Raw genomic sequence first — 25173 nt, forward strand, 5'->3', positions numbered from 1 at the left:
TAAACCTGCAACGGTTTTGGATAACATTGTGTCAGTCAAATTGCTGCGAGGTCAATAAATTTCTTTTTGGTTGATGATTAATAATATCTGGGTGCCGGGATGTACCGGGTCTTTTCCAATTCTTTGTAATACTCAAGGTCATGCTCAGGCTTTTCGTATTGATCTGGAATGGGTTTGTTTGAATGCGTCTGGAAATACAGTACGCAGGAGTTTCTCCAAATCACAGCATCCTTCTCCTGTATTTCTAAGAGAGCTTTTACTTCTTCAAAACGATGTTCGTCAATAAGGCCTTCAATAGATTCCCATTCCTCCTGCATCCAGCGAACCGTTTCAACTCCCTGATAATATTTGTGTACCAGTTCACCCCAAAGCGTTCGGCCGGAATCCATCTCATAATCCCATGGCAGATGGTGGAACCAAAGTAAAAACTCTTCCGGGGTAGTTTCGGGATCGCTAAATTTTTCTTCAAGAGGAGCTTCGTATTGCCCAATGGCGTTAGAACCGGTTTCCGTACGATCAAAACCAATGCCATCTTCTGCCGCTTTGTGATAATAAACAGCCGTCCAGTCGGGGCGGGGCAGGTCAGAGGTCCATGGAGCGGGACCGTAGTGGTGCCCCTGTGCATACAGGTGAGTAAGACCAAGCGGTGAGCGGTAATTCACTCCGGCTTCGCGTGATTCCTGCATCACCTCAGTGATAGGTTCTACAAATTTAGGGTTGTTGGTGAAAGTCATCCGAAGCCATTCCTTGGCGATGTCTTCAGAACTCAGGGTATAATCCCAGGCCAGGCGACCAAAGGCGTACCAGCTGGATTGAATAAAGGGATGCCCGGTCCAGTTACGGTCAGTACCAAGATTCACAACTCCTGCAATACCGGTATGCTCGTAGTCAAAAACTTCGCTGGCTACAATTTTGCCAACGGTAGAGCCTTCGCCCTCAGCGTAGGTGTCATGATTAAGTGCTTCAGTGAATAACGGGCCCTGGTAAGCCAGGTGATTGGCAAAGCCAAAATATTCTTGTGTGATCTGAAGTTCTAAAACAGTATTAGTGTTGGGCAAAGCACCAAAAAGAGGGGAGAATGGTTCCCGGGGCTGGAAATCAATCGGGCCGTTTTTAACTTGCAATAAAACATTGTCCCGGAACTTGCCATCCTGTGGTACAAATTCATCATATGCTTCCCGGAAACGATCGGTTTGTTCGGGGCTGTACACGAAAGCTCTCCAGATCAGGAGGCCATCCTGTGGAGCTACGGCATCAGCCAGCATGTTGGCGCCTTCAGCATGGGTACGATTGTATTGAAAGGGGCCGGGTTGACCTTCGGAGTCGGCTTTTACCAGAAATCCGCCAAAGTCAGGAATACGTTCGTAGATATCAGCGGCTTTTTCGTTCCACCATTCCTGAACTTCCGGAGCTAAAGGATCGGCTGTTTCCAGACCGCCTACTTCAATGGGGGATTGAAAGTTCACGGATAAATACACTTTAATACCATACGGACGAAATATATCAGCGAGCACTTCTACTTTTTCGAGAAAATCCTCATTTAAAATACGTGGATCGGCATTTACATTATTGAGTACGGTTCCGTTGATACCCATCGAGGCATTCAGGCGGGCATAATCCGTGTAGCGGGGATCTTTGTATTCGGGAAGGCGCCCCCAGTCCCAAAGAGAAAGCCCGGCATAACCACGTTCAACCAGTCGGTTCAGGTTATCCCAGTGGTTCAAAATGCGGTTTTCAATTTTTGGGGATGAAGATACAGAAACGCCATCCAGGTACTGATGGGTTTGCATCATTCGTAAAAGGTGATAAACACCATATAATACTCCGATATCAGTGTTAGCCGCTATCAGGGTAATTTCCTTTCCGTCCAATTCACGACGCTGGATGATATAGCCTTCCGGGCCGGAATCGGATAAAAGCGTTTTCAGGTTTAATTCTGAAAAATCGGACAGCTCCTTTATTGTCCCAATTAAAAGTGTGCCACCTTGCACACTGCCTGCAGTGAAGTCGAATTCAGTGCCCATTAGGCCTTTTAAACCTATTTCTAGCTCTTCTTGAGCCGCTTTGAGGGTGGGGGAATCTCCCTTGATCAGCACATGATTAAACTGGGCTTGGTAAGACTTTAGTACTTCTGCATTATCAATCTTGTCATAACGCAGCCAGGCCCGATAGCCGTCTTCAGCTTGTAAGGAAAAGGGGGCTGCTATAAATAGAAGCAGGAATAGGGAGAGAAATGTTTTTCTGATAGTCATAATTAAAATCCTATTGAGTTACCGCCGTCTACAGGCAGGTTTACACCGGTTACAAATTTAGCGGCATCGGATGCCAGGTATACCGCGGCTGCGGCAATGTCGTCAGCTTGACCCAATTTATTCATAGGCGTACGGTCCATCACACGTTTTTCCCGGGCGGGATCAGAGTCAAACGCTTCGCGCAACATGGGTGAGTCTATAAATCCCGGAGCAATAGCATTAACACGAATGCCTTCGCCGGATAAATCTACGGCTAGTGAGCGGGTCATGCCCAATACCGCAGTTTTTGAGGAGGTGTAGGCGGTTACATCGGTGATGCCATACATGGCTGCCATGGAAGTGATGTTGATGATGGAACCTTTGCCTCTGGGAAGCATTTTTTTGGCTACTTCGCGAGTGAGTGAGAAAAGACCATTAACGTTGGTCTGAATAATATCATTGAATTCTTCGTCGGTTACTTCGGTGAGTGGTTTTTTCATATTGACTCCGGCATTGTTAACCAAAATATCAATAGGGCCGAAATCTGACTCCACTTGTCCCACCAAACCAGGGAGCGTATCAAATTCCGTTACGTCGTTGACGATGTAGTGAGCATTCTTTCCCAGCTTTTCCACGGCTTCTTCCAGTTTATGCTCCCTCCGGCCGGTAATAATAACAGTGGCTCCTGCTTCAATAAAAGCTTTGGTGATACCAAAACCGAGTCCTGTACCGCCACCGGTAACGATGGCTATTTTATTTTGCAGGCTGAAGAGATCAGAAGTCATAAAAAAGTAAAGAGTTTAAAAATTTGGATTAAATTTGCGCAATTTTAGACCATCATTTTAAGCCAAGGCATAAAGTATTTGCCGCATAAGTACTTTGGAATGGTATACTTTAAGTGTTTCTGAATACTCCAACAGTCAAGGATAGATTTTAGTATGACAATATCCTGTTTACATGAAGAACAGTTGAATAACCGGCAAAGGTAAAGCGTTAACTTAAAATTAAGAGCTGAAATGGAACAAATATCTTATTTGAAAAAATAAAACAGAGCTTGTTTCAGAGACAGCTCAAGGCTGTTTGAGCCAACGGTTTGGCTGCTGCGCTCAATATATTTAAAAGAGTGAAATAATGAAAAAGAGTTGAGCAATATTTACCGCAATTAAAAGCAAATTTTGCTCAACACTCTTTGTAATTAAAAAAGACAATAACCGGAGTTTAATTACTTAAGCAAGGTCATTTTGCGAACCTTGGTAAAAGATTGAGAGCCTGTAACGCTCAGTTTATAAAAATAGACTCCACTTGAAAGATGGCCGGCATCAAAATTGACGGTATGCGTTCCTGCAAATTGAGGTTGGTCTAAGAGCGTGGTGACTTTTCTTCCTGCTATGTCGAACACCTCAAGCGTAACTTCGCTTTTTACAGGTAGTTTATAGGTAATCACCGTAACAGGGTTAAAAGGGTTGGGATAGTTTTGATCCAGGGCAAATGCCGGAGGTGGTGTGGGTGAGGTCTCGTTGATACTGGTAGACATTCCTGAAAAATCCACTTCCCAGATGTGCGTTTGGCTCCATCCATTCAGCCAGCTGTTTTTAAATTCCAGCACGTAAATCTTATCACCAACAATTTCGGAATCAATGGGGTTGAGAAATCCACTGGCAATGCGGGTACTGTTCATGGTAAAGGTATCACCGGAAGGTGTGAGTTCAAGATGCAAAAGGTCTTCGCCGGGATCATTCATGTGTTGCAGTAAAAAGTAGGGATCATTGCCACCGGTAAATGCCAGCACAAAGCCATCACCGGTATAATTTCCAGATAGGGCACTATCAGCATCAAAAACGAGCCCTAAGGAAGAACGGTGGCCGGTAAAGGAAGCAATGGCAGTATCTTGTGCGCTGGCATCCAGTACTTCCCCGGTCTCGGCATCTTTATAGTTAACGCCATCCGGGCCGTAATTCAAAATAGGTTCTGTAAACTCAAGATCTTCGGGAGGGGCCGGATAGTCGGGGTCATTATAAAAGATGGCATCTCTCGAATCAGTAGAGAGTAACAGGTCTTCTTCGGGGTTGTAGCCTTCAAACTGCATAGGCGTGTCATTGCCTCCAATGCGCCATGGGAAACCGTAATGTTTGCCTTCCTGCAGCCAATTGAATTCACCGGGATCGTCACGTTCGCCGGCATTATCAGCAGAAAAAAGCCGGCCTTCTCCGTCAAAAGCTAGTCCAAAGCTATTTCGGGTACCCTCGGCAAAGATGTATCCATTTGCATTTAGGTAGTTAAGGTCATTTTCAAGAAAAAGATCGGTGGAATCGGCGGGAACCTTCAGGATTTTAGCGGTGAGAGGGACTTCGCGAGTGCCGGGATACAAGCCTTCGTCAGGATACCCTTCTCCCCAAACAGCTTGTTCCTCACCGTGGTCGGTGCGTGAGCCGCTATTGATATAAAGATATTCGTCATTCGGCCCAATCTTGATTTCATTCATGATGTGATCAAAATCGGTATTGCTTAGTGGGTAGGGGGCAGTAGTGGCTACGGTTGACCACGTCCAGGCGTCCCCGTCTATAACACCTCTTTTTATGTAAACAATGTTCGTGGCATTTTCTGTATCAGGATTATTGCCTACCAGGTAGAAGGTGCCATCTGACGAAATGGTAAGTCCCTGAGCATCTTCAATACCAAGCTCAGAAGCAGTTTGCACTTGAGTGATGGTATTTGCTTCCACATCTACGCGGTGAATTCCCGAGGACTGGGTGAGTACATATAAATAGCCGTCGGTAGGGTTGTGTGCAATTTTGACCGGCGCACTGGGTGTTTGTGCCACGGCCCGAAGCCCAAGGCTTGAATCATGAACCTGGGGAGATTGGTTCTGGGCTGTAATCAATGTTGGAATTAAGACAAAAAGTGACCATAGGATATATTTTCGCATAATAGGAAGTGAGTTAGGCTTCAATTTACCCTAAGAAATAACAAATTCAGATAAGACAAAAATTTTAATTTTTTTAGGCAAATTTTGTTCAATCTAAAGTCTGAGCTTCACTGATTAAGAAAAACCAGGGCATATTGGTTTTAAATGATGATTATTCGAATTTGTATAGTTGTAGAAAGAAAGGAGGGATTTAAGAAGTGTGGACAAATTATGAGAGGAAGGGAGGATAATTTTCACAGTAAAACAATGTCAACAGTAGGGGGCTGGAAAAAATACAGACCAAATATTGCAGATTACTTGTGCTTGGACGTTGACAAATAATCTGCAATTTCAATTGAAAACAAAGGCAGCGTTTAGTTGCCGTTCCGGAATTCAGGCACTCTTCGAACTTGTGTAGCTTGTTCAAAGCCATAGGCGATTTCAATTAACACCGGCTCACTCCAGGCACGTCCAAAAAAGGAGATGCCAACCGGCAGGCCATCAATATAGCCCATGGGTACGGTGATATTGGGATAGCCGGCGCGTGCTGCCGGTGAACTGGAGGACACTGCAAAGTTGTCGCCATTGGTGAGGTCGGTTTTCCAGGCCGGACCACCCGTAGGACCAACAATGGCATCCAGATCATGTTCTTCCATAACCTTATCGATGCCTTCTTCCCGTGTGAATTTCATCATGCGTTCCAAAGCCTCGGTATATTCCTCAGATTCTAAATTACCTTTTTCATTTGCCATGATTAGCAGGTCGTGATCGAAAAATTGCATTTCCGCGGAGTCGGCGAGCGTAGAATCTACCAGTTCGTCCATATTTTTAACTGGCGCATCATCCCCCAAAGAGGCGAAATACTTGTTCAACCCGTCTTTGAATTCATAAAGGAGGACCTGGAAAGAGTCTCCCCCAACATTTTCTCCACTTACCTGGTCTATATCAATCACCGTGGCTCCCTGTTCCTCCAGAAAGCGGCGCGTCTGGTACATCAAAGTATCCACGCGATGATGGTTTCCAAGCGGACCGGTCCAGAAGCCAATGCGCTTGCCTTGCAATCCATCAGCATTGAGGAACTGAGTATAATCGGTGTGAAAGTTGCCTTCGCTGGCAAGTGTTTTGCCATCGCTTTCATCCATCCCAACCATGGCGCCTAAAGCTATGGCAGCATCGGTTACGGTGCGGGTCATGGGCCCGGCGGTATCCTGGGTGTAAGAAATGGGGATGATACCACTGCGGCTTAATAATCCCACGGTTGGTTTGATCCCAACAATGCCATTGGCTGAAGAAGGGCAGGTGATGGAGCCATTGGTTTCTGAACCAATAGCGATGACAGCAAGATTGGCGGAAATAGCGGCACCGGGCCCAGAGCTTGATCCACAAGGATTGCGGGTTAAGTCATAGGGATTATGCACTTGGCCGCCCAGAGCGCTCCAGCCACTGGATGAAAAGCTGCTGTGAAAATTGGCCCATTCACTCAGGTTAGCTTTGCCCAAAATGACGGCTCCGGCTTCTCTTAATTTGGCAGTGATAAAGGCATCCTGGTCAGGAACCGAGCCGTCCATAATATTAGCACCCGCCGTGGTCGGCATATCATCGGTATCAATGTTGTCTTTTAAAACTACAGGTACGCCATGTAGCGGACCGCGTACGTTGCCATTTGCCCATTCCTCATCCAGTTTTTTTGCGGTTTCTACAGCTTTTGGGTTGATATAGAGCATGGAGTTGAGCTGTGGCCCAAACTGGTCAATGGCTTCAATCCGTTTCAGGTAGGCATCAGTGACCTCGGCAATGGTGAAATCACCCCGTTCATAGCCTTCCTGTAATTCTGTAACTGTAATTTCTTCCAGATTTAATTTGTGATAGCCCGATTGAGGCTGACAGGCCAGGAAAAAAATGGGTAGTACAAAAAGTATGAAACAGAACTTCTTCATGATCATTGAGATGATTTAATAGTTGAGAGTCCAGTGAATATACAAGATGAGAGGAGCCTATCCAGCGCAACCATCATTTTTTTACAAGCACTTTTCTTCTGGAGATAAACTAATCGCCAGTATTGACAGAAATTCATCTGATGTTCACAATTATTTAATACAATCATTCAAGATAATTATTGAATAAACATAGTTGGGGAAGGAACCATGAAACGTTTAGTGATTTTAGGAGCCGGTACAGCAGGAACGATGATGCTGAATAAACTCAGCAAAGCACTCGATCCCAAAGAGTGGAAACTTACCATTGTGGATAAAGAAGAAGAGCATTATTACCAACCGGGTTTTTTGTTCATCCCATTTGGGATATATGACAAGAAGGATGTCATCAAGCCAAAGAAAAAATTCTTTCCTAAAGAAGCAGAGGTTATTTATTCAGCCATTGACCGTATTGATGCGGAACAAAACAAAGTGCACCTGGATAATGGACAAACGCTTTACTACAACTACCTAATTATAGCTACCGGCACAGAGATTTGCCCCGATGAAATTGAAGGAATGAATGAAGATCTGTGGCATAAATCTATATTTGATTTTTATACCGTGGAGGGAGCGGTAGCCCTGGCAGAATTTTTAAAGGATTGGGAAGGCGGAAAGATGGTGCTGAATATTGCGGAAATGCCCATCAAGTGTCCGGTAGCACCCCTGGAGTTTGTTTTTTTGGCGGATGATTTTTTCAAGAAGAAAGGAATACGGAATAAAGTAGATATCACCCTGGTAACTCCTTTGGATGCTGCTTTCACCAAACCGGTGGCAGCAAAATCATTGGGTGGTTTTTTGGATGAAAAAGGTATCAATCTGGTGACCGAGTTTAATATTGGACGGGTGGATAACGAGCAGAAGAAAATCATCTCCTGGGACGAACGCGAGGTAGACTTCGATCTTTTGGTGGCTATACCGACCAATATGGGCAGTAAAGCCATTGAGCGAAGCGGTCTCGGAGACGAACTAAACTTTGTGCCTACCAATAAGCACACGCTCCAATCCGAAGCGCATGAAAATATTTTTGTGATCGGGGATGCGACCAATTTGCCTTCTTCCAAAGCCGGATCGGTAGCTCACTTTGAGTCTGAAGTTCTCTTTGAAAACCTGATGTCTGTCATTCATGGTGAGCCGATGAAGCAAATGTTTGACGGCCACGCCAATTGCTTTATCGAATCAGGTAACGGTAAGGGTTTGCTTATCGACTTCAACTACGACGTGGAACCATTGCCCGGCAAGTTTCCGATCCCCGGAGTGGGTCCGTTTTCATTGCTGAAAGAAACACGCATGAACCACCTGGGTAAAGTGGGATTTAAGTGGTTGTACTGGAATGCGCTGATTAAAGGAAGGGAACTGCCACTGGAGTCTCAAATGTCGATGGCAGGAAAGGAAATGCCAGACATAGAACCCCAAAAAACTAAAACACTACATCTAAATCATCATTGAGGTATAAAAATGTCTACTGAAGCAAACACAGAGAAAACAATTGTATTAGATCAGGACGGCCATCTTGCCAACCTGGAAGATTGGAACGAAGAACTAGCCCAAGACCTGGCGGATCACGAAGGCATAGGAGCACTCACTGATCGCCACTGGGAAGTGATTAATTACATCAGGGAAGAGTTCGAAAAAAACGGAGATGCTCCTTCTATTCGAAAGCTTACCAAAGAAAGCGGTGTATCTACCAAAGAACTATATCAGCTATTTCCTAAAGGTCCGGCCAAGAAAGCGGCCAAAGTAGCTGGCCTGCCTAAACCAAAAGGTTGTATTTAAAACACGGAGGTTGTGATGACTAAATTCGTAACTCATGATCAAAAAAACGGGGAGGAGCAAGCAACAGCGGCTCCCAAACCCATAGAAAAAGTATCCATCATCATTTCCAAGGGCTCGTTGGAGGAAGTGTACCCCGGCCTGATTATGGCCAATGGTGCCCGCATGGAAGGGATAGAAGCCACGATCTTTTTTACGTTCTTCGGGCTGGATGCCATCATAGATAAACGGATGGATAAGCTGAAAGTAGCTACCGTAGGTAACCCCGCCATGCATATCCCTACCATGATTGGGGGGCTGCCGGGAATGTCTGCTTTCGCCACGAAGAAAATGAAGAAGGAGATAGAAAAGCTGGATATACCTCCGGTTCGTGAATTCATAGAAATGATCCATGACACCGGTGCAGAAATCTACGCTTGCCGTGCAACGGTGGATATGTTCCATCTGGAGGAAAGTGATTTTTGTGAGCAGGTAGATGGCGTTATTTCCGTAGGTGAATTTTATGAAAAGTCGGCTGGATCGCAGATTATTTTTACCTGATAGAAGAAGGCGTTTTACCGGCAAGCTGGTTCATCAAACGTTCACATCAGGGAGCTATACTAATTTAAGTTAGCTCCCTCAAAGGGGCAGGGCATTTCAAATTAGGAAGTCATGAGAAAGCTCAACCTGCTTTTCTTTTTGCTGGTATTTGCCTTTTTCGGTTTCACATCAGAGGAACAGAATCCCGAAGTAAGCCGATGGAACCGGCACGCTTCCCAATCGGAAATTATCCGTGATGATTTCGGTATTCCTCATATCTATGGCCAGACGGATGCCGATGCCATTTTTGCAATGATGTATGCCCAGGCGGAAGATAACTTCCCCGAAATCGAGCGAAATTACATTCGAGCCACAGGGCAATTAGCAAAGATCGAAGGAGAGTATGCTTTATATAGCGACTTGAGATCGCAACTCTATATGACACGGGAAGAAGCACTTCAGCATTTCGAAGAAGCCCCGGAGTGGTTGCAGGAGTTATGTCAGGCCTGGGCGGATGGCCTTAATTATTACCTCTTCACTCATCCTGAAGTACAGCCCCAACTTATCACCAAATTTGAACCCTGGATGCCCCTCTATTTTGCAGATGGTACCATTGGGGGGACTCTGGACCGGATTTCTGTTTGGGGATTGAAGGCTTTTTATGAAGAGGATTACGCTGCAATATATTCCCCCGAAGAGGAGGAAGATCCTTATGCTGAACCTAAAGGTTCTAACGGTTTTGCTATCTCCGGAGAGCGTACTGCTTCAGGAAATCCACTGTTGCTCATCAACCCACATACTTCTTTTTATAAGCGGGGTGAAATGCATGTGGTTAGCGATGAGGGATTGAATGTGTACGGAGCGGTAGTATGGGGACAGTTTTTTGTGTACCAGGGATTTAATGAAAAAGCAGGATGGATGCACACCGCTTCCGGCGCCGATGTGGTGGATACTTTTGTACAGGAAATTACCGAACGGAACGGCCTGCCCGTCTACCGGTATGGTGATATATGGTTACCGCTGGAAAGACGTGAAGTGAAGCTTCATTACCTGCAGGATTCCCTTCAGCAGCAGGAAGCATTTACCATATACCGTACGCACCGCGGACCGGTTACCCATACCGAGGATGGAAAATGGACCGTGACGGCTATGATGTGGAACCCGGCTAAAACCCTTGAGCAATCCTTTCTTCAAACCAAATCGCGAAGTTACGATGAATTTCATGGGGTGATGGATCTTAGGGCGAACGCCTCCGGTCATACGGTGTATGCGGATGCGGATGGAAACATCGCCTATTATCATGGCAATTTTATGCCGGTGCGAAATCCGGACCTGGATTACAGCTGGGCAGAGGATGGCAGTAAACCGGCTAACGATTGGCAGGGTTTACATACCTTGGAAGAGATGGTGACTATCATCAACCCGGAAAACGGGTGGTTACAAAACTGTAATTCCACCCCTTTTGAAGCCGCGGGGAAAAGCAGTCCTGATAAAGAAGACTATCCTAGCTATATGGCTCCTGAAGCCCAAAACCTGAGAGCTGAGCATGCCATATCCTTGCTTAATAAATCAAATAACCTGACGCTTGATAGCTTAATTGCCCTTGCTTATGATTCCTATTTGCCGGCTTTTGAGATCCTGATTCCAGGCTTGGTGGAGGCTTTTGATCAAAGTGCAATGCAAGATGAAGAAATGGGCAAAGCCATTGAATACCTGAGAAACTGGGATTATCACACGTCCAAAGAATCTGTGGCCATGACCTTGGCACATTTTTACGGCATGCACACTATTTGGACTAATAAAGCCCCGGCCGGACTGTCCGCGATAGAGCGTATCCAGTTTTATGGAGCGCAATTATCCCCCGAAGACCGGCTCTATATTTTTGAAGAAGCCCTTAAACAGCTCAGAGAAGATTTTGGCGATTGGAACTTAGCTTGGGGCAGTATCAACCGCTATCAAAGGCCTGATACCGGTGAGTATGCTTTTGATGATGATAAGCAAAGCGTACCTGTAGGGCTTGCTTCTGGCCGGTGGGGAGCGCTGGCCTCGTATGGCTCCGATCAGTATCACACCAAAAAGATGTACGGAACCTCAGGGAACAGTTTTGTGGCGGTGGTAGAATTTGGAGAGCGTGTAAAAGCCAAGGGCTTGCTGGTGGGTGGACAAAGTGCAGAACCAAATTCACTTCATTTTAACGATCAGTCTCTGCGATATGCAGAGGGAAATTTCCGGGAGGTGCCTTTTTACCGTGAAGAGGTAGAGGCCCGAGCAGTAAAGCAATATCAACCCGGAGAAGAGCAGGGCATCATCCCGGGACAAGTAAGCCTTTAACGTTTTGTCCGGGATGATGAACGCCTGTGTATCGAACTAAGCTTTACCGATCAAATCCTGTGCAATGATGGAGGAAGAAAGTACGCCTGGCAATCCGGCCCCGGGATGGGTGCCTGCACCTACAAAATAGAGATTATCCACATCTTCGCTTTTGTTGTGCGGACGGAACCAGGCCGATTGCGTCAGGATAGGTTCCACTGAAAAAGCTGATCCCTTGTAGCTGTTCAGTACATTCTGGAAGTGGAGTGGATCGATATAATGTTCGGCAATGATGTTTTCCTGCAGGTCGGGCAGATAGTTTTCTTCAAGGAAATCCATGATAGCATCGCGGTATTTCGGGGCCATTTCGTTCCAGTCTGTACCGCTGTCGAGATGGGGCACGGGAGAGAGCACATAAAATCCTTCACAGCCTTCCGGCGCCATCGACGGGTCGGTGATGGTAGGCATATGCAGGTAGAGAGAGAAATCCTCCGCCAGCTCTTTTTTATGAAAGATATCCTTGAGCAACTCCTCATAGCGCTCCCCAAGAATGATATTGTGATGGGCCAGCTCGGAGTCCAAGTATCGTTTCTTGGTACCAAAATAGATCACAAATAGGGACATACTGTACTTAGTCCGCTCGATTTTGCGATCGGTGTACTTCTTACGGTGTTTGGGGTTGATGAGGTTTTTGTAGGTGAAGGCCACATCGGCATTGGAAACCACTTCATCGGCCATCAGCTTTTCCCCGTTTTTGAGGCGTACCCCTTTGGCGGATCCGTTTTCGATCAGGATTTCATCCACTTCGGCTTCTGTTTGAATCTTACCGCCCTGTTCCCGGATCAGTTTCTCCAGGGCATCAACAATGGCCCCGGTTCCACCCATGGCATAATGGACGCCCCATTCGCGTTCCAGGTAGTGGATCATGGCATAAATAGAAGTGGTATCAAAAGGATTGCCGCCTACCAGTAAAGGATGAAATGAAAAGCAGCGTTTCAGGAACTCATCATCAATAAACTGCTCCACGTATTTATACACCGTTTTATAAGATTGCAGCTTAATCAAGTCCGGGGCAACCTTCAGCATATCCGTGAATTTCAAAAAAGGCTGATCGGCGAGTTCCACAAAGCCTTTGTCAAAAATAGCCTTGGTGGTTTTGATGAATTTCTCATAGCCTTCCACATCGCCCGGGTTACGCTTGCGGATTTCTTTCAGGGTAAACTCATGATCATTGTTGTAGTCGAAGCTTTTGCCCTCGGCATCAAAAATCCGGTAAAAAGGATTGCAGGGAACAAATTTAACGTATTCTTCTCGCTTTTTGCCGGCAGCCTCGAAAATGTCATCAAACATGAAAGGGGCGGTGATTACCGTAGGTCCGCCATCAAATTTAAACCCATTGATTTCATAGACGTAGGCACGTCCGCCCAGCTTATCTCTTTTTTCCAGAATGGTTACGTCGTGGCCGGCGGAAAGCAACCGGGAAGCCGCTCCAAGTCCGCCAAATCCGCTTCCAATAACAATGATCTTCTTTTTCATAACTGCGTTCTTTTCAAGTTCTGTGCTCGTAACCGAAAAACGCCGGATATCAATCCCGAAAGGATCAGTTATTTTCTATTTGCTTCACAAAACCGTCGTGACCTGAACGCCTGAGCCGACGCATTTCTTCCCTGGCTTCATCCGGATCGGTAAAGTTTCCATAGTATAAACGATACATGATTTTATTGTTTGAAGAAACAGGTTCAATCCATGAGCCATTGATCTGTTTTTGCCGTTTCTCGGCTTGACTTTTCTCCTGATAAGAGCCCAGCTGCACGGTATAGGTGGGCACTTTGATGTCGGTAATGCGTGAGTTTTCAAGATCCCCCTCTACCAAGTAGAGCTGTACATTAGCGGTACCGGGGCCAATCATTTCTATGGCTTCTGCCGCCCCTTTGGAAAGGTCGATGATGCGGTCTTTGGCATATGGGCCGCGGTCGTTTACACGTACTTGTACCGATTTTCCGTTATCGATATTCTCTACCAATAAAATAGTACCAAAAGGAATGGTGCGGTGTGCCGCGGTGACGCCATTCATGTCGTAAATTTCCCCATTGGCGGTTAGCTTGCCATCAAAATTTGGCCCGTACCAGCTTGCGACGCCATGTTCCACCATAGGCAACTCATCCGCATCAGATACCTCTACTCGTGGAGCTGGTGGCGGTTTTTTTTCCGGATCGGTCCCCTTGCGAGTAACGCCGCACGATGCCAGGAATACAGCCAGTGCGCTGATTAGTAATATTTTTAAAAGTGATTGCATGCAGATGATAATAGTTGGCTAAAAATATATTCTGCTGAGCGGTGAGATGCTATAATGATTTTCATGCGCTAATATCGGCATGTTAGAAGTTTTGAAAATGATCAGGTTTCTCTGGGCCTCGATATGAGTCTCAATCTTGAACGTGTGTCCCTTTGGAGGGACCGATTTTGAGCAGCTAACATGCTGCGAAAAATCAGGGGGCGGGACAGTGCAAGGTACAACCTTGCCTGGCTTTTACTTTTGAGGTGTAACCTCAAAAGATCAAATGGGTTTGCGTTGAAATAGAAAAGAGCCGAAGATCGGATTTGAACCGACGACCTATTCTTTACGAGAGAATTGCTCTACCACTGAGCTACTTCGGCTTATCGGCTCAGGTGTAGGGACTCTACCACTGAGCTTCATTGAATAGATCCCAAATTTACGATTCTTTCTGAAATTTCTGCAACAGTTTTGTATTCCTCTTACCTTAAAAAGAAAAAGATGTCGGTAACCCTTATCCTGATTGCGGCCAACGTCGTTATTTCTTTGGCTGCATTGTTTGCTATCCCCCAACTTTTCAATAAAGGCATGATGATCCCTTACCGGGTTGTGCGCGAAAATACCTGGTACGAACTTATTTCTTCCGGATTTATCCATGCCGGGATTGGCCATCTTTTCCTGAATATGTTTGTGCTGTTTTTCTTTGGTATGGTACTTGAGCGTTCTATTGGTCAGGGACATTTTTTTACGCTTTACTTTAGCGGATTGATTGTATCCAGCCTTCCCTCGCTTTATCGTCATAAGGATAATCCCGAATTTGCCACGGTAGGAGCTTCGGGAGCCGTAGAAAGTGTATTGTTTGGGTTTATCCTTCTTTTTCCACTCGATCCCATTTATATCATGTTTATTCCAATAGGCATTCCCGCTATCATATTTGGCGTATTGTTCCTCGTTTACAGCGTGTGGGCCAGCAAAAGGGAGGGACGCGTAAACCACGAAGCTCATATTGCCGGCGCCATTTGGGGATTTTTATATCTCATCGTCTTTGTCCCAAATACCATTGATCATTTCTTAAGTGTATTTGGGTTGATTTGAGGGAGTGGAGGAAATAAGGGGAATTAGTTACACCACCCTCTCCTTGATCATCTCCCGTTAGAGGAAAAGCTTGTTTATCCTGGGGAGGGCTGCTGCAGTTATCATAAAAGAGCCTTTAAATCTAAAACGCAGTAATACAAACCCAATTTTCGATTACCTATTATTCCCGCCAATCCATCCGGGCGAAAATTTTTTTGCTTTGCTTCTTTGTACCTACCGACCAAACGTTCCGAAGGAACGGTAAATGATCCATAGGATCAACTGGTGGGTAGCCCAAAACAATGTGAACTGATAAACCTCCGCCCGGATAGCAGGCAGGTGGAATAGCTTGCCGGAGGTTGGTCACCGTTGTTTTATAATGAACCCCTCACTCTTATAAAGGGAGATAGTTGTATATATTATTGACCTGAATTCTTATGATGTACCGACGCTTAAAGTTCTTTGTACACTTGGCGATCTTTGCGGTTATTGAAACAGTAATAAAAAAAGGCACTGCGTATTACGCAGCGCCTTATAATTCTTCTATAAAGAAGAGAGAAAATTATCCGTTTTCGCTACGGAATTGCTTCATGAAATCAACCAGTGCCTGTACAGATTCCATTGGGCAGGCATTGTAGATGCTTGCTCGTACACCGCCCACGCTTCGGTGGCCTTTCAGGGCAACTAAGTCATGCTTAGCTGCTTCGGCTAAGAACTGAGCTTCCAGCTCTTCAGATGGCAGGCGGAAAGTCACGTTCATTTTTGAACGGGAATCCAGCTTGGCCGTACCGCGATAGAAATCATCGGAGTCAATAGTGCTGTAAAGTAACTCAGCTTTTTGGTTGTTTACCTTCTGGAAGTAATCCAGGCCGCCTTTTTCTTCAACCCACTCCAGAACCAGGTTCACCATATAAACGGCAAAAGTTGGAGGGGTATTAAAGATTTTCTCCGTGTGCGTAGTATAATCCAGCAACGTTGGGATGTCCCGGTCAGCTTGCCCTTTTATAAACTCTTTGTTTACCAGAACAACTGTTACACCGGCTGGTCCCAGGTTTTTCTGTGCACCTGCGTAAATAATTCCATACTTGTCTACGTCGATAGGTCGGGACAGAAAATCGGAAGAGGCATCACAAACCAGCGGCACGCCATTGGTTTCCGGTTCGGTAGGTAATTGCGTACCAACTACGGTATTGTTGGATGTGATATGCACGTACTTGGCGCCTTCAGTAAGGTCTAACTGGTCGGCAGAAGTTGGTACATGTGTGTAGTTATCATCCGCACTGGAAAAAGGTACATGCACTTTACCAAAGATCTCGGCTTCTGTGATGGCTTTGGCTGACCACCTGCCGGTATCAATGTAATCGGCCGTCTCATCATCCCCTAAAAGATTGTAAGGAACCTGCATGAACTGCTGGCTGGCTCCACCCTGTAAAAACAGGATATGAAATTTATCATCCAGCCCAAGGATTCGGTTTAGGCGTTCTTTGGCTTCGGCATCAATTTGAGAATAGGCTTTTCCGCGGTGACTCTGCTCCATGATGGAGGTGCCGGTATCACCATAGCTTGGTAATTCTTCCTGGGCTTTTTTTAGAACTTCTAAAGGAAGTACGGCTGGACCGGCACTAAAATTATGTACACGTTTCATGTTGGTAAGTATGAGAGTTTAGTTAGAGTGAGTGTGAAAATTAGTACTAAAAGGTATGAATTAATAGACCCGATCGCAGTTTGGGTTCAAACCAGGTAGATTTAGGTGGCATTAGCTGCCCCGCATCCGACACGTCCATTAATTCTTTAATGCTGGTGGGATACAAGCTTATGCCAAGGGCGGCTTCACCATTATCAACCAGTTTTTCCAGCTCATCGGTTCCACGGATACCACCCACAAAATCAATATTGGGGTCGGTACGCTGGTCTTTGATGCTTAAAATAGGCTCCAGAATCTGTTCCTGCAAAAGCGATACATCAAGCTGCGAAGCAGGATCATTGTTAGCGGGCGCTTTCAAAGTAAGTCCGTACCAGTTGTCATTCACATATAAAGAAATCATTCCCTTTTTGGGAGGAACCGGCTTGGCATTTTTCTTTACCTCAAATTCTTCAGAAAGCTGATCAAGGAAATTATCCGGTATAGAATACACAATTCGGTTGTAGGCCATGATGTGCATTTGGTTCATGGGGAATAACACCGCCGGGAAGAAATTGTATTCTTCACTGCTATCATGTTCAGGGTTATGAGACGCCTGTTCTTTAGCAGCCCGGGATGCACTAGCACAACGGTGATGGCCATCAGCCACATACAATGTTGGAATCTCATCAAAAACAGAGCTTAACTCATCGGCATTTTTCACTTTCCAAATAGTATGCTTTACTCCGTCTTCGGCTTCAAAATCATAGATGGGATCATTGTCTTCCATATATGAATTCATGAAGTTGGTAACACCGCCGGGATCACGAAAAGAAAGCATTACGGGTTCAGCGTGGGCTTCTTGTGTGATGATATGCTTGGTGCGGTCATTCTCTTTGTCAGGCCGGGTAAGCTCATGCTTCAGGATTACTTCGTTGTTATAATCATCCACACTAACGCATCCGAAAACGCCGGTTTGCGAGCGTCCGTCCATTATAAGCCGGTAGATATACAGGGCGTTTTCTTCTTCCTGGAAATAAATGTCAGACTGAAGGAGGCTGGCAAGGTTTTTGCGACCTTGTTCGTACACTTTTGGATCGTAAACCGAAGTGTTTTCCGGTAAATCAATTTCCGGGCGAATAACGTGAAGGAAGCTTTTGGGCTTATTTTCAGCCAGATCACGGGCCTCACGGGTGTTGATAACATCATAAGGCACACAGGCAGCTTCCTGGGCGGTTTCAGGTTTAGGTCTCCATGCTTTAAAAGGCTTTACAACGGCCATACAAGAAATTTTTTTATTGATGATTTAAGAGGCATGGAATGTACATAAAATTGAACTTTATATATTTTCACAGATTTGAATTTTCGTAATAATTATAAAATGATAAAGGAGAACAGGAATGGATAATTATCAAAACAAAAATCTGAATGAAGAACAGCAGGAACAATTGCTGTTTATGATGTTAATTCAACAGCATCAACAGATTGCTATGATGGGGATGGGGAAACTTCAAAATCCTGCAACTGAGCAGATGGAAAAGGACTTATCTTCTGCCAAGTATGCGATTGATACTTTGGGGATGTTGAAAAAGTATACCAAAGGAAATTTGGGCAAAGAAGCCTCCGATTATTTAGAGCAAACACTGACAAATCTGCGCCTCAACTATGCTGAGGAATCTAAAAATGCTAAGCAGGATGAAGCAGAAGCCGGACAGGAAGACAACAATAAGGAAGATGCCTGATCAAACAGATATACAGCCGGTAGAAGCTGCCGGTGGGGTTGTTTTTCGTCAAGTTACAGATACCCGTGATCCCCATGTGCTTATGATATTTCGTAATGGCGTATGGGACCTGCCCAAGGGTAAGCTTGAACCCTCAGAGAGTGTAGCCCAATGTGCGGTGAGGGAAGTAGCAGAAGAAGTGGGTTGTGCCTTGCCTTGTATAGTTGCTAAAACTGGAACTACTTACCATGAGTATTCTGAAAAAGGAAATCAGATTGGGAAAACAACCCACTGGTTTACCATGATTTTAACAGGGCAAAACACATCGTTCGAGCCACAGGAAAACGAAGGGATCACAAAGGTACAATGGGTGCCCCTTTCCGAAGCCATCGAGAAAGCAGGTTTCAAAAATCTCAAAGAAATCTTAATAACCTTTAGAGAGCAGATAGTAAAATGAGCTGTTTGGTATTAAGATAATTTACCCTTCGTTCCACACGCTCCGCGTTGGAGCGCAATAGTTAACTTCATATGCTATTGAACTAAATAACGTGAGTTCTATTAGACTACCCCTGACTTGTGAGAACAAGTAAACTGGTTATTTTTTACTAGTATAAATAACCAGCCAGCCACAGAAAGGCTACACGTGAGTTCAGAGCATTAGACTCTATATCTCGAATAAGCCCCTGTGGCTGTACTATATTACCGAAATCTTAATAGCATGCCAGTCCTTGCTGGGAAAACTTCTAGCAAAAAGACTACTAATAGAATTAGTTGCGGTAATATGATGCTGGTTTAACTACCTAAATTTAAAATCCTATCTTTTTATGGAATCTTCAACTTTTGCTGATTCAGTCAATCACTTTGTAGGCATTGATGTATCTAAAGGGTGGCTGGATTGTTATTTACGACCGCTGGAACAATACATACGAGTGAATAATGATTCCCAGGGGTTTAAACAACTTGCCGAATGGCTGGACAGGCACGGGGCTGATCGCTCCACAACAATTCTTTGCATGGAAAACACCGGAATTTATGATGATCGTCTGTTGGGATTCCTGCAAACGGCAGGATGGAACTGTGCTGTTGAGAAAACCACGGTATTAGACAAGGTGACCCCGGAGCATCATCGCAAGGACGATGCCTATGATGCGGCAAAATTAGCGGAATATGCTGATCGCTATATCGACCATCTGCATCTGTACCGTCCCACACCACAGGCTGTAGAGTGCTTGCGACAGCTGGTTGCCGAGCGGCGGCGGTTGGTACGCCAACGTGCAGCTGTAAAGACCAAGCAGACCCAATCCACCCACCTTTTGACGGTCAGCGAACAAGTTCGCCGTAGCTGGCAGGCCCAACAGCAGTGCTATGATGAGCAAATCACCGCCATTGAGCAACGTATCAAAGATCTGATTGCCTCTCACCCGCAAATGAGCTCCTATGACCAGTTATTACAAAGTGTTCCAGGCGTGGGAGAAGTAACCAGCTGGTTATGGCTGATTCTGTTCTATGGCCAACAAACCCTGGATGCCAAACAGATTGCCTCCCGATTCGGGTTTGCTCCCCATTCAAAAACCTCCGGCAGTTCGATACAAGGTCAAACCCGCTCCTCGGGGCACGGAGCCTCCCAAATGAGGCAATGCATGACGTTAGCTGCTCGTTCGGCCAGCACACATTACAAAAAGTTCAGAGACTACAAACAAATCAAACAACGTGAAGGAAAAAACTGGCCCATTGTGCGAAATAATATTATCAATAAACTGATCAAAATTATGTGTGCAATTTGGAACAGCGGCTGCCAATACCAAGTGAATCACACCTCTCGGTTTGATCAACAGAAAAATGCCGCATAATACTTGAAAAAGTCATAGCATTCGAGATAAGAATGACACGAAAATAGGCCCGTCATCCCGGTCAAGATGTAGCGCAGCGAAACCGCAGAACCGGATCTTCCGGACATGGCGAGATACTCACCATTACCTCGTTGTTGCCCAATTGCGGGCAAAATTAACACCTTAAAATAACGGGTTTTATACTGAACTCACGTTAAATAGAAAAGGCGTGACCGAAATTTTCGGCCGCGCCTTTTTGGTTTGAGTAGTGTTTGAATTGTTTAGTTATCTAACCGGAAGTTAATTGAGAGTGAATACTGTACTCTAACCGGTCGCCCCCGTTGCATGCCTGGCTCAAATTCAGCCTGTCTAACGGCTTTAAGGGCTTCTTCATCACATCCGCCGCCAATACCACGAACTACGCGGGGGTTTTCAACTTCTCCTTCTTCATTTACAATAAACTGAACGGTAACGCGGCCTTCTATACCAGCGCGGCGTGCCATTTCAGGGTATTTTACGTTTGATTGTAATTCAGCCATTCCGCCTTTCAACTTCGGCATCTGTTCTACAACCACGAAGAAATCCTCTTCTTCGTCTGCTTCGTCGTCAGGGGGAGGTGGGAGGTCCATCTTTTGATTCATATTCAACTCTGCATCGAGATCAATAACCTCATCCTCAATGACTTCATCATTTGGTACCTCAACCGGAACCGGGGGACGTGGGGGTGGAGGTGGAGTTTCAACCTGTTTGGTTTGTACCACTTCTTCCATTTCCACTACTTCCTGTTCATCCAACTCAACGGCTTTGGGTGGTTCATCTTCTATATTCACTTTTACAACGACAATCATGATCAGCAGGGCAAGAATGATACCTGCTTCAAGAAGTACCGTGTAAGAGCGCCGTAAATCTGCTTTGGGAGATTTTCTCTTATTCTTCATATTCAAACACTCCTCTGTTTAATTAAGATTAAATTCAGTGCATGAAGCGTGATAGCACTGTCGACCCTTTATTTACTCTCTAAACTAAAGTAATATCAGGTTTGTACCTACTTAATACTCCAACAAAAATAATGCTGGAAGCGTTTTTCTGTAACATAATAGGGTTTTAACGGCTTCTCAAGTGAATTATTCCATTGGGTTTTAGTCACAGAACAGACAGCAGAAGGAAAGGCAGCGGAAGGGGAAAATTGGGTGAATAAAAAAAGGCGTGACCAATGGCCACGCCTTCAAAATTACTACTTCGTAGATGAATTAGTTTTCCAGACGGAAGTTGATGGATAGTGCATACTGTACACGAACGGGACGTCCGCGCTGCATACCTGGCTCAAATTCAGCTTGTTTAACAGCTTTGAGCGCTTCTTCATCACAACCACCGCCAATACCACGAACTACACGGGCATTTTCAACATTGCCCTGTTCGTTTACGATGAACTGAACTGTAACACGGCCTTCAATACCAGCGCGTCGTGCCATTTCAGGATAGCTAACACTTCCCTGAAGTTTAGCCATTCCGCCAATAAGCTTAGGCATCTGTTCTACTACCACAAAGAAGTCCTCTTCTTCCTCTTCTTCAGGAGGAGGGGGTGGCAGATCCATTTGTTGGTTCATATCCAGTTCAGCATCTAAGTCAATGATTTCATCTTCAATGATTTCATCATTAGGAACTTCCACAGGAACTGGAGGTCGTGGAGGTGGAGGAGGTGTCTCAATTTGCTTGGTCTGGACTACTTCTTCCATCTCTACTACTTCCTGCTCATCAAGTTCTACAACCTGAGGGGGTTCGTCTTCTATATTTACTTTAACAGCGAGGATCATCACCAGAAGTGCAAGAATCAAGCCTGCCTCTAAATAGACAGTATATGATTTCTTGAGATCCGCTTTAGGGGATTTTCTTTCATTTATCATAATTCAAATACGACATTATTTATGGATAACTAACAAGGAAAAAAGAACGGTAATTTATCGTTTGTGTGCAAGTCCATATCCATACTTTTTAACTATTGAAACAATAGAATGCTCTAACAGGGTCTCTCAGCCGCGTAAAAGAATGAATTGAACGGTTTCTTTGATTTTGAATTGAGCCGGTTTGCCAGCCTTTTTACCGGGTTTATAGCGTTGCATTTTGATGGCTTTAAGTACCGCACGGTCACATCCGCCGCCTATCCCGCGTGTAATAACTGGTTCCAGTACCCGGCCATTTTCATCCACGGTAAATTCTACTTCAACGATGCCCTCGATGCCTGCTGCTTTGGCCCATTCGGGGTAAGGGATACTCTTTCTGAAGGCTTCTTCGCCGCCTACCATCTGGGGCAGTAACTCAATTTTACTGAGCTTGTCGTAATCCACTTCAATCTCAATTTCCCGGGCAAGTTTTGGGATTTCAATGTTGCTTTGCCGGGTTACTTCCGGAAAATATAGTTCCGGTATCTCAAGTGGGCGGTCGTCGGGCAGTGTAATAGGAACTTCAGGTGCAAGAGGTGGTTTGGGAAGAGTCTTTTGTACAGCAATGGTGGAGGGCAGCACTAAGGCCGCTTCATCACTTTCACCGTAAACAACGGGCGCTGAGTATCGTTCTGGTAAGTGAACATTGGTCACACCAATCAAAAAAAGAAGCGTTAGTATAACGCCTGTTTCCACCCTGATAGCATATGGCCAAGCATAATCGGTAATTTTATTTCTTTTGCGCATGGTATTTGCCCTGATGATTGACAAAGCCTCTATTAAAATAATAAAAAAGAACCTTTGGTGGGCAGGCAAAAAAGAAAAGTAGCTGGAAAAAGCTTAGGATTACTTCTTTTGGTTGTTCCTAAACCAGGGAAATTGCCGCTCAAGAAGATAAAGTATACCGATGGCAACGAAGGTGCCGGCCAGGTCGGCTGCAAGATCCATTAACTCAAAAGAACGGTTGGTTGGTAAAAAATGCTGCAGTATTTCTACCGATAATCCAAAAATGGTTCCCCAAATCAGTACAGGGTAAAGCTTTAGGTGTCCCCTGAAAAAACGTACAATGCCATACAGGAAGCTCCATGCTCCGAACATGAGAAAATGAATGACTTTATCATACCCTAAAAAAGAGCGGGGCATATGGCGATCTACCGGAAACAACGTGCCAAAGAGAATAAGCAAGGTGGAGGCTGTCAACAGAAACAGGTAGAGCCTGGCCGAGCGGAAAGAAAATTTTGGTTGTTTCTTCATTTAAAAATCAGATGATATCAAGCGGCTCAAGTTGGCCCGTAGGTTTATCGCTTTCCATGGTTTTTTGATGCCCGTCCAAAAGTGCATGAAAACATGCAAGCTCCGAAGCTTCATATTTCAGCCAGAAAGCCCCGGTTTTACCGGCTAACACGTCCCCGAAACCGGCGCGGGAAAAGATACGGGTATCATATCCTGTCATATATGGCGTCTCCTTAGTTGTTGCTACAATAGATGGCATCCCTTTTGACAATATGGTATAGTCTTCTTGTTGAGCGAGCTTTGATGCAATTTGAAAGCGCTCAAAGTCGTCATTTACCTCCTGTTTCGCAATGCCTTTTAGTTCGCCAGGGTGCGGGGTCAAAATCCAGTGCGCTTCTTCCGGTTTCTCCCAGTTCTCCCATTGTGAAAGGGCAAACAATGCATCGGCATCAATAACTGCATCGCCGCCAAATTGTTGCAGTATTTTTTGGGTGAAGTGGATAGTTTCTTTTTGGCGTCCCAGCCCCGGACCAATAAGCAGTTTGCCTGGTTTCCCTTGCAGGATGTCCAAAACTGATTCCACATGTGATTCCTTAAAGTACATATCATCTCTACTGCCTACCGGCTTCTTGATGATTTGTATCAACTGCTTCTCGTAAATTTCCAGCAATCCTTTTGGGGTGATAAGCACCACAGCTCCCAATCCGGCCGACCACGCACTTTTGGCTGCCAATATCCCTGCTCCGGTCAATCCCTCCGAGCCGGCTACGATATACAGCACCCCGCCATCATACTTGTGTTTTTTTGTTTGGGTTGATGGTGAATTGGCTTCAACCCAGGGCTCATCAATTAAATAAGCCGTTGGTTTCTTGTATTTATTGGGGAAAGAAAGTTCGCATAGGATAACCTCGCCAGCTGTATCAAATCCTTCATTTAAATAGAAACCGGTTTTCAAAGCGCCAAAACTCAAGGTGAAATCAGCTTGAACCACCGTTCCCAGAATACGGCCGGAATCGGCATGGAGGCCGGTGGGTACGTCCAATGCAAAAGTTGGAATATCCTGCTTGTTCAGCCATTCGATAGCATCCGAGTAAGGTGCTCGGACATCAGAATTCAGCCCAGTGCCTAACATGCCATCTACTACAAAATCATATTCCGTTTTATTCAGGGTGAAATCATCCCAATCCAAAATCTCAATTTCAACGTCCAGCTTTTGTAGTAGCTTCAGGTTCTTGCCAGCATCGGCACTTAAATCATCCCGTCTGGATAGAAAACAAACCGTGATATCGTAATCTTGCTGTGAAAGCAGCCGTGCAATCACCAGGGCATCGCCTCCGTTGTTGCCTTTCCCGCAAAAAAACAGTCCGTGCGAGCTGTTGGGAATTTCTGACAGGATAAAATCTGCTGCACGCGTACCAGCGATTTCCATTAAGGTGAAACCGTCAATCCCAAACTCGTTGATGGTCTGCTTATCCATAAACCGGGATTGTTCGGCAGTGCATAAGTAATATTGATGCGGGATGTTGAGCATAAAATGTGATATAAATCTCTAAAGAATTATTTAAGCAAGAAAAAGTCTCTCCTTGAGGAGAGTACGGCTTTAGCCGGGAGAGGTGTTGGTGCCAAGGGCTTTTTCTTCCAATTTAAAACCATATTTATCCTTGGCACGAACACCCTCCGCCCGTTTTGACAAGTCAAAACCAGGGCACCTCCCTCAAGGGAGGACTCCTCTAAAATCCGGTAAAAATACATGCAATCAATTAACCAGA

General features: G+C 45.2%; 21 protein-coding genes and 1 tRNA gene. 8 read left to right on the plus strand and 14 right to left on the minus strand.

All coding sequences use genetic code 11. The features are described from left to right. Positions 1-77 precede the first annotated feature (77 nt). From FN815_RS02770 to FN815_RS02785, 4 genes are all read right to left on the minus strand, one after another. The gene (locus tag FN815_RS02770) at positions 78-2252 is read right to left on the minus strand and encodes an alpha-glucuronidase family glycosyl hydrolase (protein WP_142453086.1); all 2175 of its coding nucleotides are present in this window, start codon (positions 2250-2252) and stop codon (positions 78-80) included. 2 nt (positions 2253-2254) lie between these two features. Then, positions 2255-3016, minus strand: coding sequence for an SDR family NAD(P)-dependent oxidoreductase (locus FN815_RS02775; protein WP_142453087.1), 762 nt, complete (start codon positions 3014-3016; stop codon positions 2255-2257). A 437-nt stretch (positions 3017-3453) separates the two neighbouring features. Beyond that, a complete protein-coding gene (locus FN815_RS02780) occupies positions 3454-5157 on the minus strand; it encodes a T9SS type A sorting domain-containing protein (protein WP_142453088.1) in 1704 nt (567 codons plus the stop codon). 353 nt (positions 5158-5510) lie between these two features. After that, a complete protein-coding gene (locus FN815_RS02785; protein ID WP_142453089.1) occupies positions 5511-7073 on the minus strand; it encodes an amidase in 1563 nt (520 codons plus the stop codon). Between the two features lie 207 nt (positions 7074-7280). On the opposite strand from FN815_RS02785, the gene sqr reads away from it, so the two are divergent. The 4 genes from sqr to FN815_RS02805 all read left to right on the plus strand — a co-directional run bounded on the left by sqr (position 7281) and on the right by FN815_RS02805 (position 11732). Next, positions 7281-8558, plus strand: coding sequence for a type III sulfide quinone reductase, selenoprotein subtype (sqr, locus tag FN815_RS02790; RefSeq protein ID WP_142453090.1), 1278 nt, complete (start codon positions 7281-7283; stop codon positions 8556-8558). A 9-nt stretch (positions 8559-8567) separates the two neighbouring features. Beyond that, positions 8568-8885: a TusE/DsrC/DsvC family sulfur relay protein gene (locus FN815_RS02795; protein ID WP_142453091.1), complete on the plus strand. Its 318-nt coding sequence runs from the start codon at positions 8568-8570 to the stop codon at positions 8883-8885. A gap of 15 nt (positions 8886-8900) precedes the next feature. Beyond that, positions 8901-9422 (plus strand): DsrE/DsrF/DrsH-like family protein, encoded by a 522-nt coding sequence (locus FN815_RS02800; RefSeq protein WP_142453092.1) that lies wholly within the window; start codon positions 8901-8903, stop codon positions 9420-9422. 111 nt (positions 9423-9533) lie between these two features. Then, the gene (locus FN815_RS02805) at positions 9534-11732 is read left to right on the plus strand and encodes a penicillin acylase family protein (RefSeq protein WP_142453093.1); all 2199 of its coding nucleotides are present in this window, start codon (positions 9534-9536) and stop codon (positions 11730-11732) included. A 36-nt stretch (positions 11733-11768) separates the two neighbouring features. Here the strand turns inward: FN815_RS02805 and FN815_RS02810 are convergent, their stop codons facing one another. The 3 genes from FN815_RS02810 to FN815_RS02820 all read right to left on the minus strand — a co-directional run bounded on the left by FN815_RS02810 (position 11769) and on the right by FN815_RS02820 (position 14369). Then, positions 11769-13247: a phytoene desaturase gene (locus FN815_RS02810; RefSeq protein WP_142453094.1), complete on the minus strand. Its 1479-nt coding sequence runs from the start codon at positions 13245-13247 to the stop codon at positions 11769-11771. A 64-nt stretch (positions 13248-13311) separates the two neighbouring features. Further along, positions 13312-14007, minus strand: a complete 696-nt coding sequence (locus tag FN815_RS19200) for a septal ring lytic transglycosylase RlpA family protein (protein ID WP_142453095.1) — start codon at positions 14005-14007, stop codon at positions 13312-13314. A gap of 290 nt (positions 14008-14297) precedes the next feature. Beyond that, a tRNA-Thr gene (locus FN815_RS02820) sits at positions 14298-14369 on the minus strand. 118 nt (positions 14370-14487) lie between these two features. Between FN815_RS02820 and FN815_RS02825 the strand changes: the two genes are divergently transcribed. Next, on the plus strand, positions 14488-15081 hold the full coding sequence (locus FN815_RS02825; RefSeq protein WP_142453096.1) for a rhomboid family intramembrane serine protease: 594 nt from the start codon (positions 14488-14490) through the stop codon (positions 15079-15081). A gap of 541 nt (positions 15082-15622) precedes the next feature. On the opposite strand, the gene serC is transcribed toward FN815_RS02825, so the two are convergent. Together serC and FN815_RS02835 are read right to left on the minus strand one after the other, a co-directional pair. Beyond that, the gene (gene serC / locus FN815_RS02830; protein WP_142453097.1) at positions 15623-16705 is read right to left on the minus strand and encodes a 3-phosphoserine/phosphohydroxythreonine transaminase; all 1083 of its coding nucleotides are present in this window, start codon (positions 16703-16705) and stop codon (positions 15623-15625) included. Positions 16706-16751: 46 nt separating this feature from the next. After that, positions 16752-17963: a DUF1015 domain-containing protein gene (locus tag FN815_RS02835; protein ID WP_142453098.1), complete on the minus strand. Its 1212-nt coding sequence runs from the start codon at positions 17961-17963 to the stop codon at positions 16752-16754. Between the two features lie 118 nt (positions 17964-18081). On the opposite strand from FN815_RS02835, the gene FN815_RS02840 reads away from it, so the two are divergent. The 3 genes from FN815_RS02840 to FN815_RS02850 all read left to right on the plus strand — a co-directional run bounded on the left by FN815_RS02840 (position 18082) and on the right by FN815_RS02850 (position 20252). After that, positions 18082-18423, plus strand: coding sequence for a DUF1844 domain-containing protein (locus FN815_RS02840; RefSeq protein ID WP_142453099.1), 342 nt, complete (start codon positions 18082-18084; stop codon positions 18421-18423). Continuing rightward, the gene (locus FN815_RS02845) at positions 18416-18859 is read left to right on the plus strand and encodes an NUDIX hydrolase (RefSeq protein WP_185957147.1); all 444 of its coding nucleotides are present in this window, start codon (positions 18416-18418) and stop codon (positions 18857-18859) included. The genes FN815_RS02840 and FN815_RS02845 overlap by 8 nt, the downstream gene beginning before the upstream one ends. Before the next feature lie 367 nt (positions 18860-19226). Then, positions 19227-20252: an IS110 family RNA-guided transposase gene (locus FN815_RS02850; RefSeq protein ID WP_142453101.1), complete on the plus strand. Its 1026-nt coding sequence runs from the start codon at positions 19227-19229 to the stop codon at positions 20250-20252. Between the two features lie 260 nt (positions 20253-20512). Here the strand turns inward: FN815_RS02850 and FN815_RS02855 are convergent, their stop codons facing one another. The 5 genes from FN815_RS02855 to FN815_RS02875 form a co-directional block, all read right to left on the minus strand. Next, on the minus strand, positions 20513-21169 hold the full coding sequence (locus FN815_RS02855) for an energy transducer TonB (RefSeq protein WP_142453102.1): 657 nt from the start codon (positions 21167-21169) through the stop codon (positions 20513-20515). 312 nt (positions 21170-21481) lie between these two features. Further along, positions 21482-22135, minus strand: a complete 654-nt coding sequence (locus tag FN815_RS02860; protein ID WP_142453103.1) for an energy transducer TonB — start codon at positions 22133-22135, stop codon at positions 21482-21484. A 126-nt stretch (positions 22136-22261) separates the two neighbouring features. Continuing rightward, positions 22262-22918 (minus strand): energy transducer TonB, encoded by a 657-nt coding sequence (locus FN815_RS02865; RefSeq protein WP_142453104.1) that lies wholly within the window; start codon positions 22916-22918, stop codon positions 22262-22264. A gap of 99 nt (positions 22919-23017) precedes the next feature. Further along, positions 23018-23425 carry a VanZ family protein gene (locus FN815_RS02870; RefSeq protein WP_142453105.1) on the minus strand — a complete coding sequence of 136 codons (408 nt, stop codon included), beginning with the start codon at positions 23423-23425 and terminating at the stop codon, positions 23018-23020. A gap of 7 nt (positions 23426-23432) precedes the next feature. Next, complete coding sequence (locus FN815_RS02875; protein WP_281286761.1) at positions 23433-24935, minus strand: NAD(P)H-hydrate epimerase; 1503 nt, start codon at positions 24933-24935, stop codon at positions 23433-23435. Positions 24936-25173: the final 238 nt, after the last annotated feature.

Origin of the sequence: Gracilimonas mengyeensis (genome assembly GCF_900182705.1) — a bacterium.
GTDB classification, from domain to species: domain Bacteria; phylum Bacteroidota; class Rhodothermia; order Balneolales; family Balneolaceae; genus Gracilimonas; species Gracilimonas mengyeensis.

Excerpts from the sequence above, each read along its gene's own strand:
- FN815_RS02770 (WP_142453086.1), bottom strand. The coding sequence starts at position 2,252 with ATGACTATCAGAAAAACATTTCTCTCCCTATTCCTGCTTCTATTTATA.
- FN815_RS02775 (WP_142453087.1), bottom strand. The coding sequence starts at position 3,016 with ATGACTTCTGATCTCTTCAGCCTGCAAAATAAAATAGCCATCGTTACC.
- FN815_RS02780 (WP_142453088.1), bottom strand. The coding sequence starts at position 5,157 with ATGCGAAAATATATCCTATGGTCACTTTTTGTCTTAATTCCAACATTG.
- FN815_RS02785 (WP_142453089.1), bottom strand. The coding sequence starts at position 7,073 with ATGAAGAAGTTCTGTTTCATACTTTTTGTACTACCCATTTTTTTCCTG.
- sqr (WP_142453090.1), top strand. The coding sequence starts at position 7,281 with ATGAAACGTTTAGTGATTTTAGGAGCCGGTACAGCAGGAACGATGATG.
- FN815_RS02795 (WP_142453091.1), top strand. The coding sequence starts at position 8,568 with ATGTCTACTGAAGCAAACACAGAGAAAACAATTGTATTAGATCAGGAC.
- FN815_RS02800 (WP_142453092.1), top strand. The coding sequence starts at position 8,901 with ATGACTAAATTCGTAACTCATGATCAAAAAAACGGGGAGGAGCAAGCA.
- FN815_RS02805 (WP_142453093.1), top strand. The coding sequence starts at position 9,534 with ATGAGAAAGCTCAACCTGCTTTTCTTTTTGCTGGTATTTGCCTTTTTC.
- FN815_RS02810 (WP_142453094.1), bottom strand. The coding sequence starts at position 13,247 with ATGAAAAAGAAGATCATTGTTATTGGAAGCGGATTTGGCGGACTTGGA.
- FN815_RS19200 (WP_142453095.1), bottom strand. The coding sequence starts at position 14,007 with ATGCAATCACTTTTAAAAATATTACTAATCAGCGCACTGGCTGTATTC.
- FN815_RS02825 (WP_142453096.1), top strand. The coding sequence starts at position 14,488 with ATGTCGGTAACCCTTATCCTGATTGCGGCCAACGTCGTTATTTCTTTG.
- serC (WP_142453097.1), bottom strand. The coding sequence starts at position 16,705 with ATGAAACGTGTACATAATTTTAGTGCCGGTCCAGCCGTACTTCCTTTA.
- FN815_RS02835 (WP_142453098.1), bottom strand. The coding sequence starts at position 17,963 with ATGGCCGTTGTAAAGCCTTTTAAAGCATGGAGACCTAAACCTGAAACC.
- FN815_RS02840 (WP_142453099.1), top strand. The coding sequence starts at position 18,082 with ATGGATAATTATCAAAACAAAAATCTGAATGAAGAACAGCAGGAACAA.
- FN815_RS02845 (WP_185957147.1), top strand. The coding sequence starts at position 18,416 with ATGCCTGATCAAACAGATATACAGCCGGTAGAAGCTGCCGGTGGGGTT.
- FN815_RS02850 (WP_142453101.1), top strand. The coding sequence starts at position 19,227 with ATGGAATCTTCAACTTTTGCTGATTCAGTCAATCACTTTGTAGGCATT.
- FN815_RS02855 (WP_142453102.1), bottom strand. The coding sequence starts at position 21,169 with ATGAAGAATAAGAGAAAATCTCCCAAAGCAGATTTACGGCGCTCTTAC.
- FN815_RS02860 (WP_142453103.1), bottom strand. The coding sequence starts at position 22,135 with ATGATAAATGAAAGAAAATCCCCTAAAGCGGATCTCAAGAAATCATAT.
- FN815_RS02865 (WP_142453104.1), bottom strand. The coding sequence starts at position 22,918 with ATGCGCAAAAGAAATAAAATTACCGATTATGCTTGGCCATATGCTATC.
- FN815_RS02870 (WP_142453105.1), bottom strand. The coding sequence starts at position 23,425 with ATGAAGAAACAACCAAAATTTTCTTTCCGCTCGGCCAGGCTCTACCTG.
- FN815_RS02875 (WP_281286761.1), bottom strand. The coding sequence starts at position 24,935 with ATGCTCAACATCCCGCATCAATATTACTTATGCACTGCCGAACAATCC.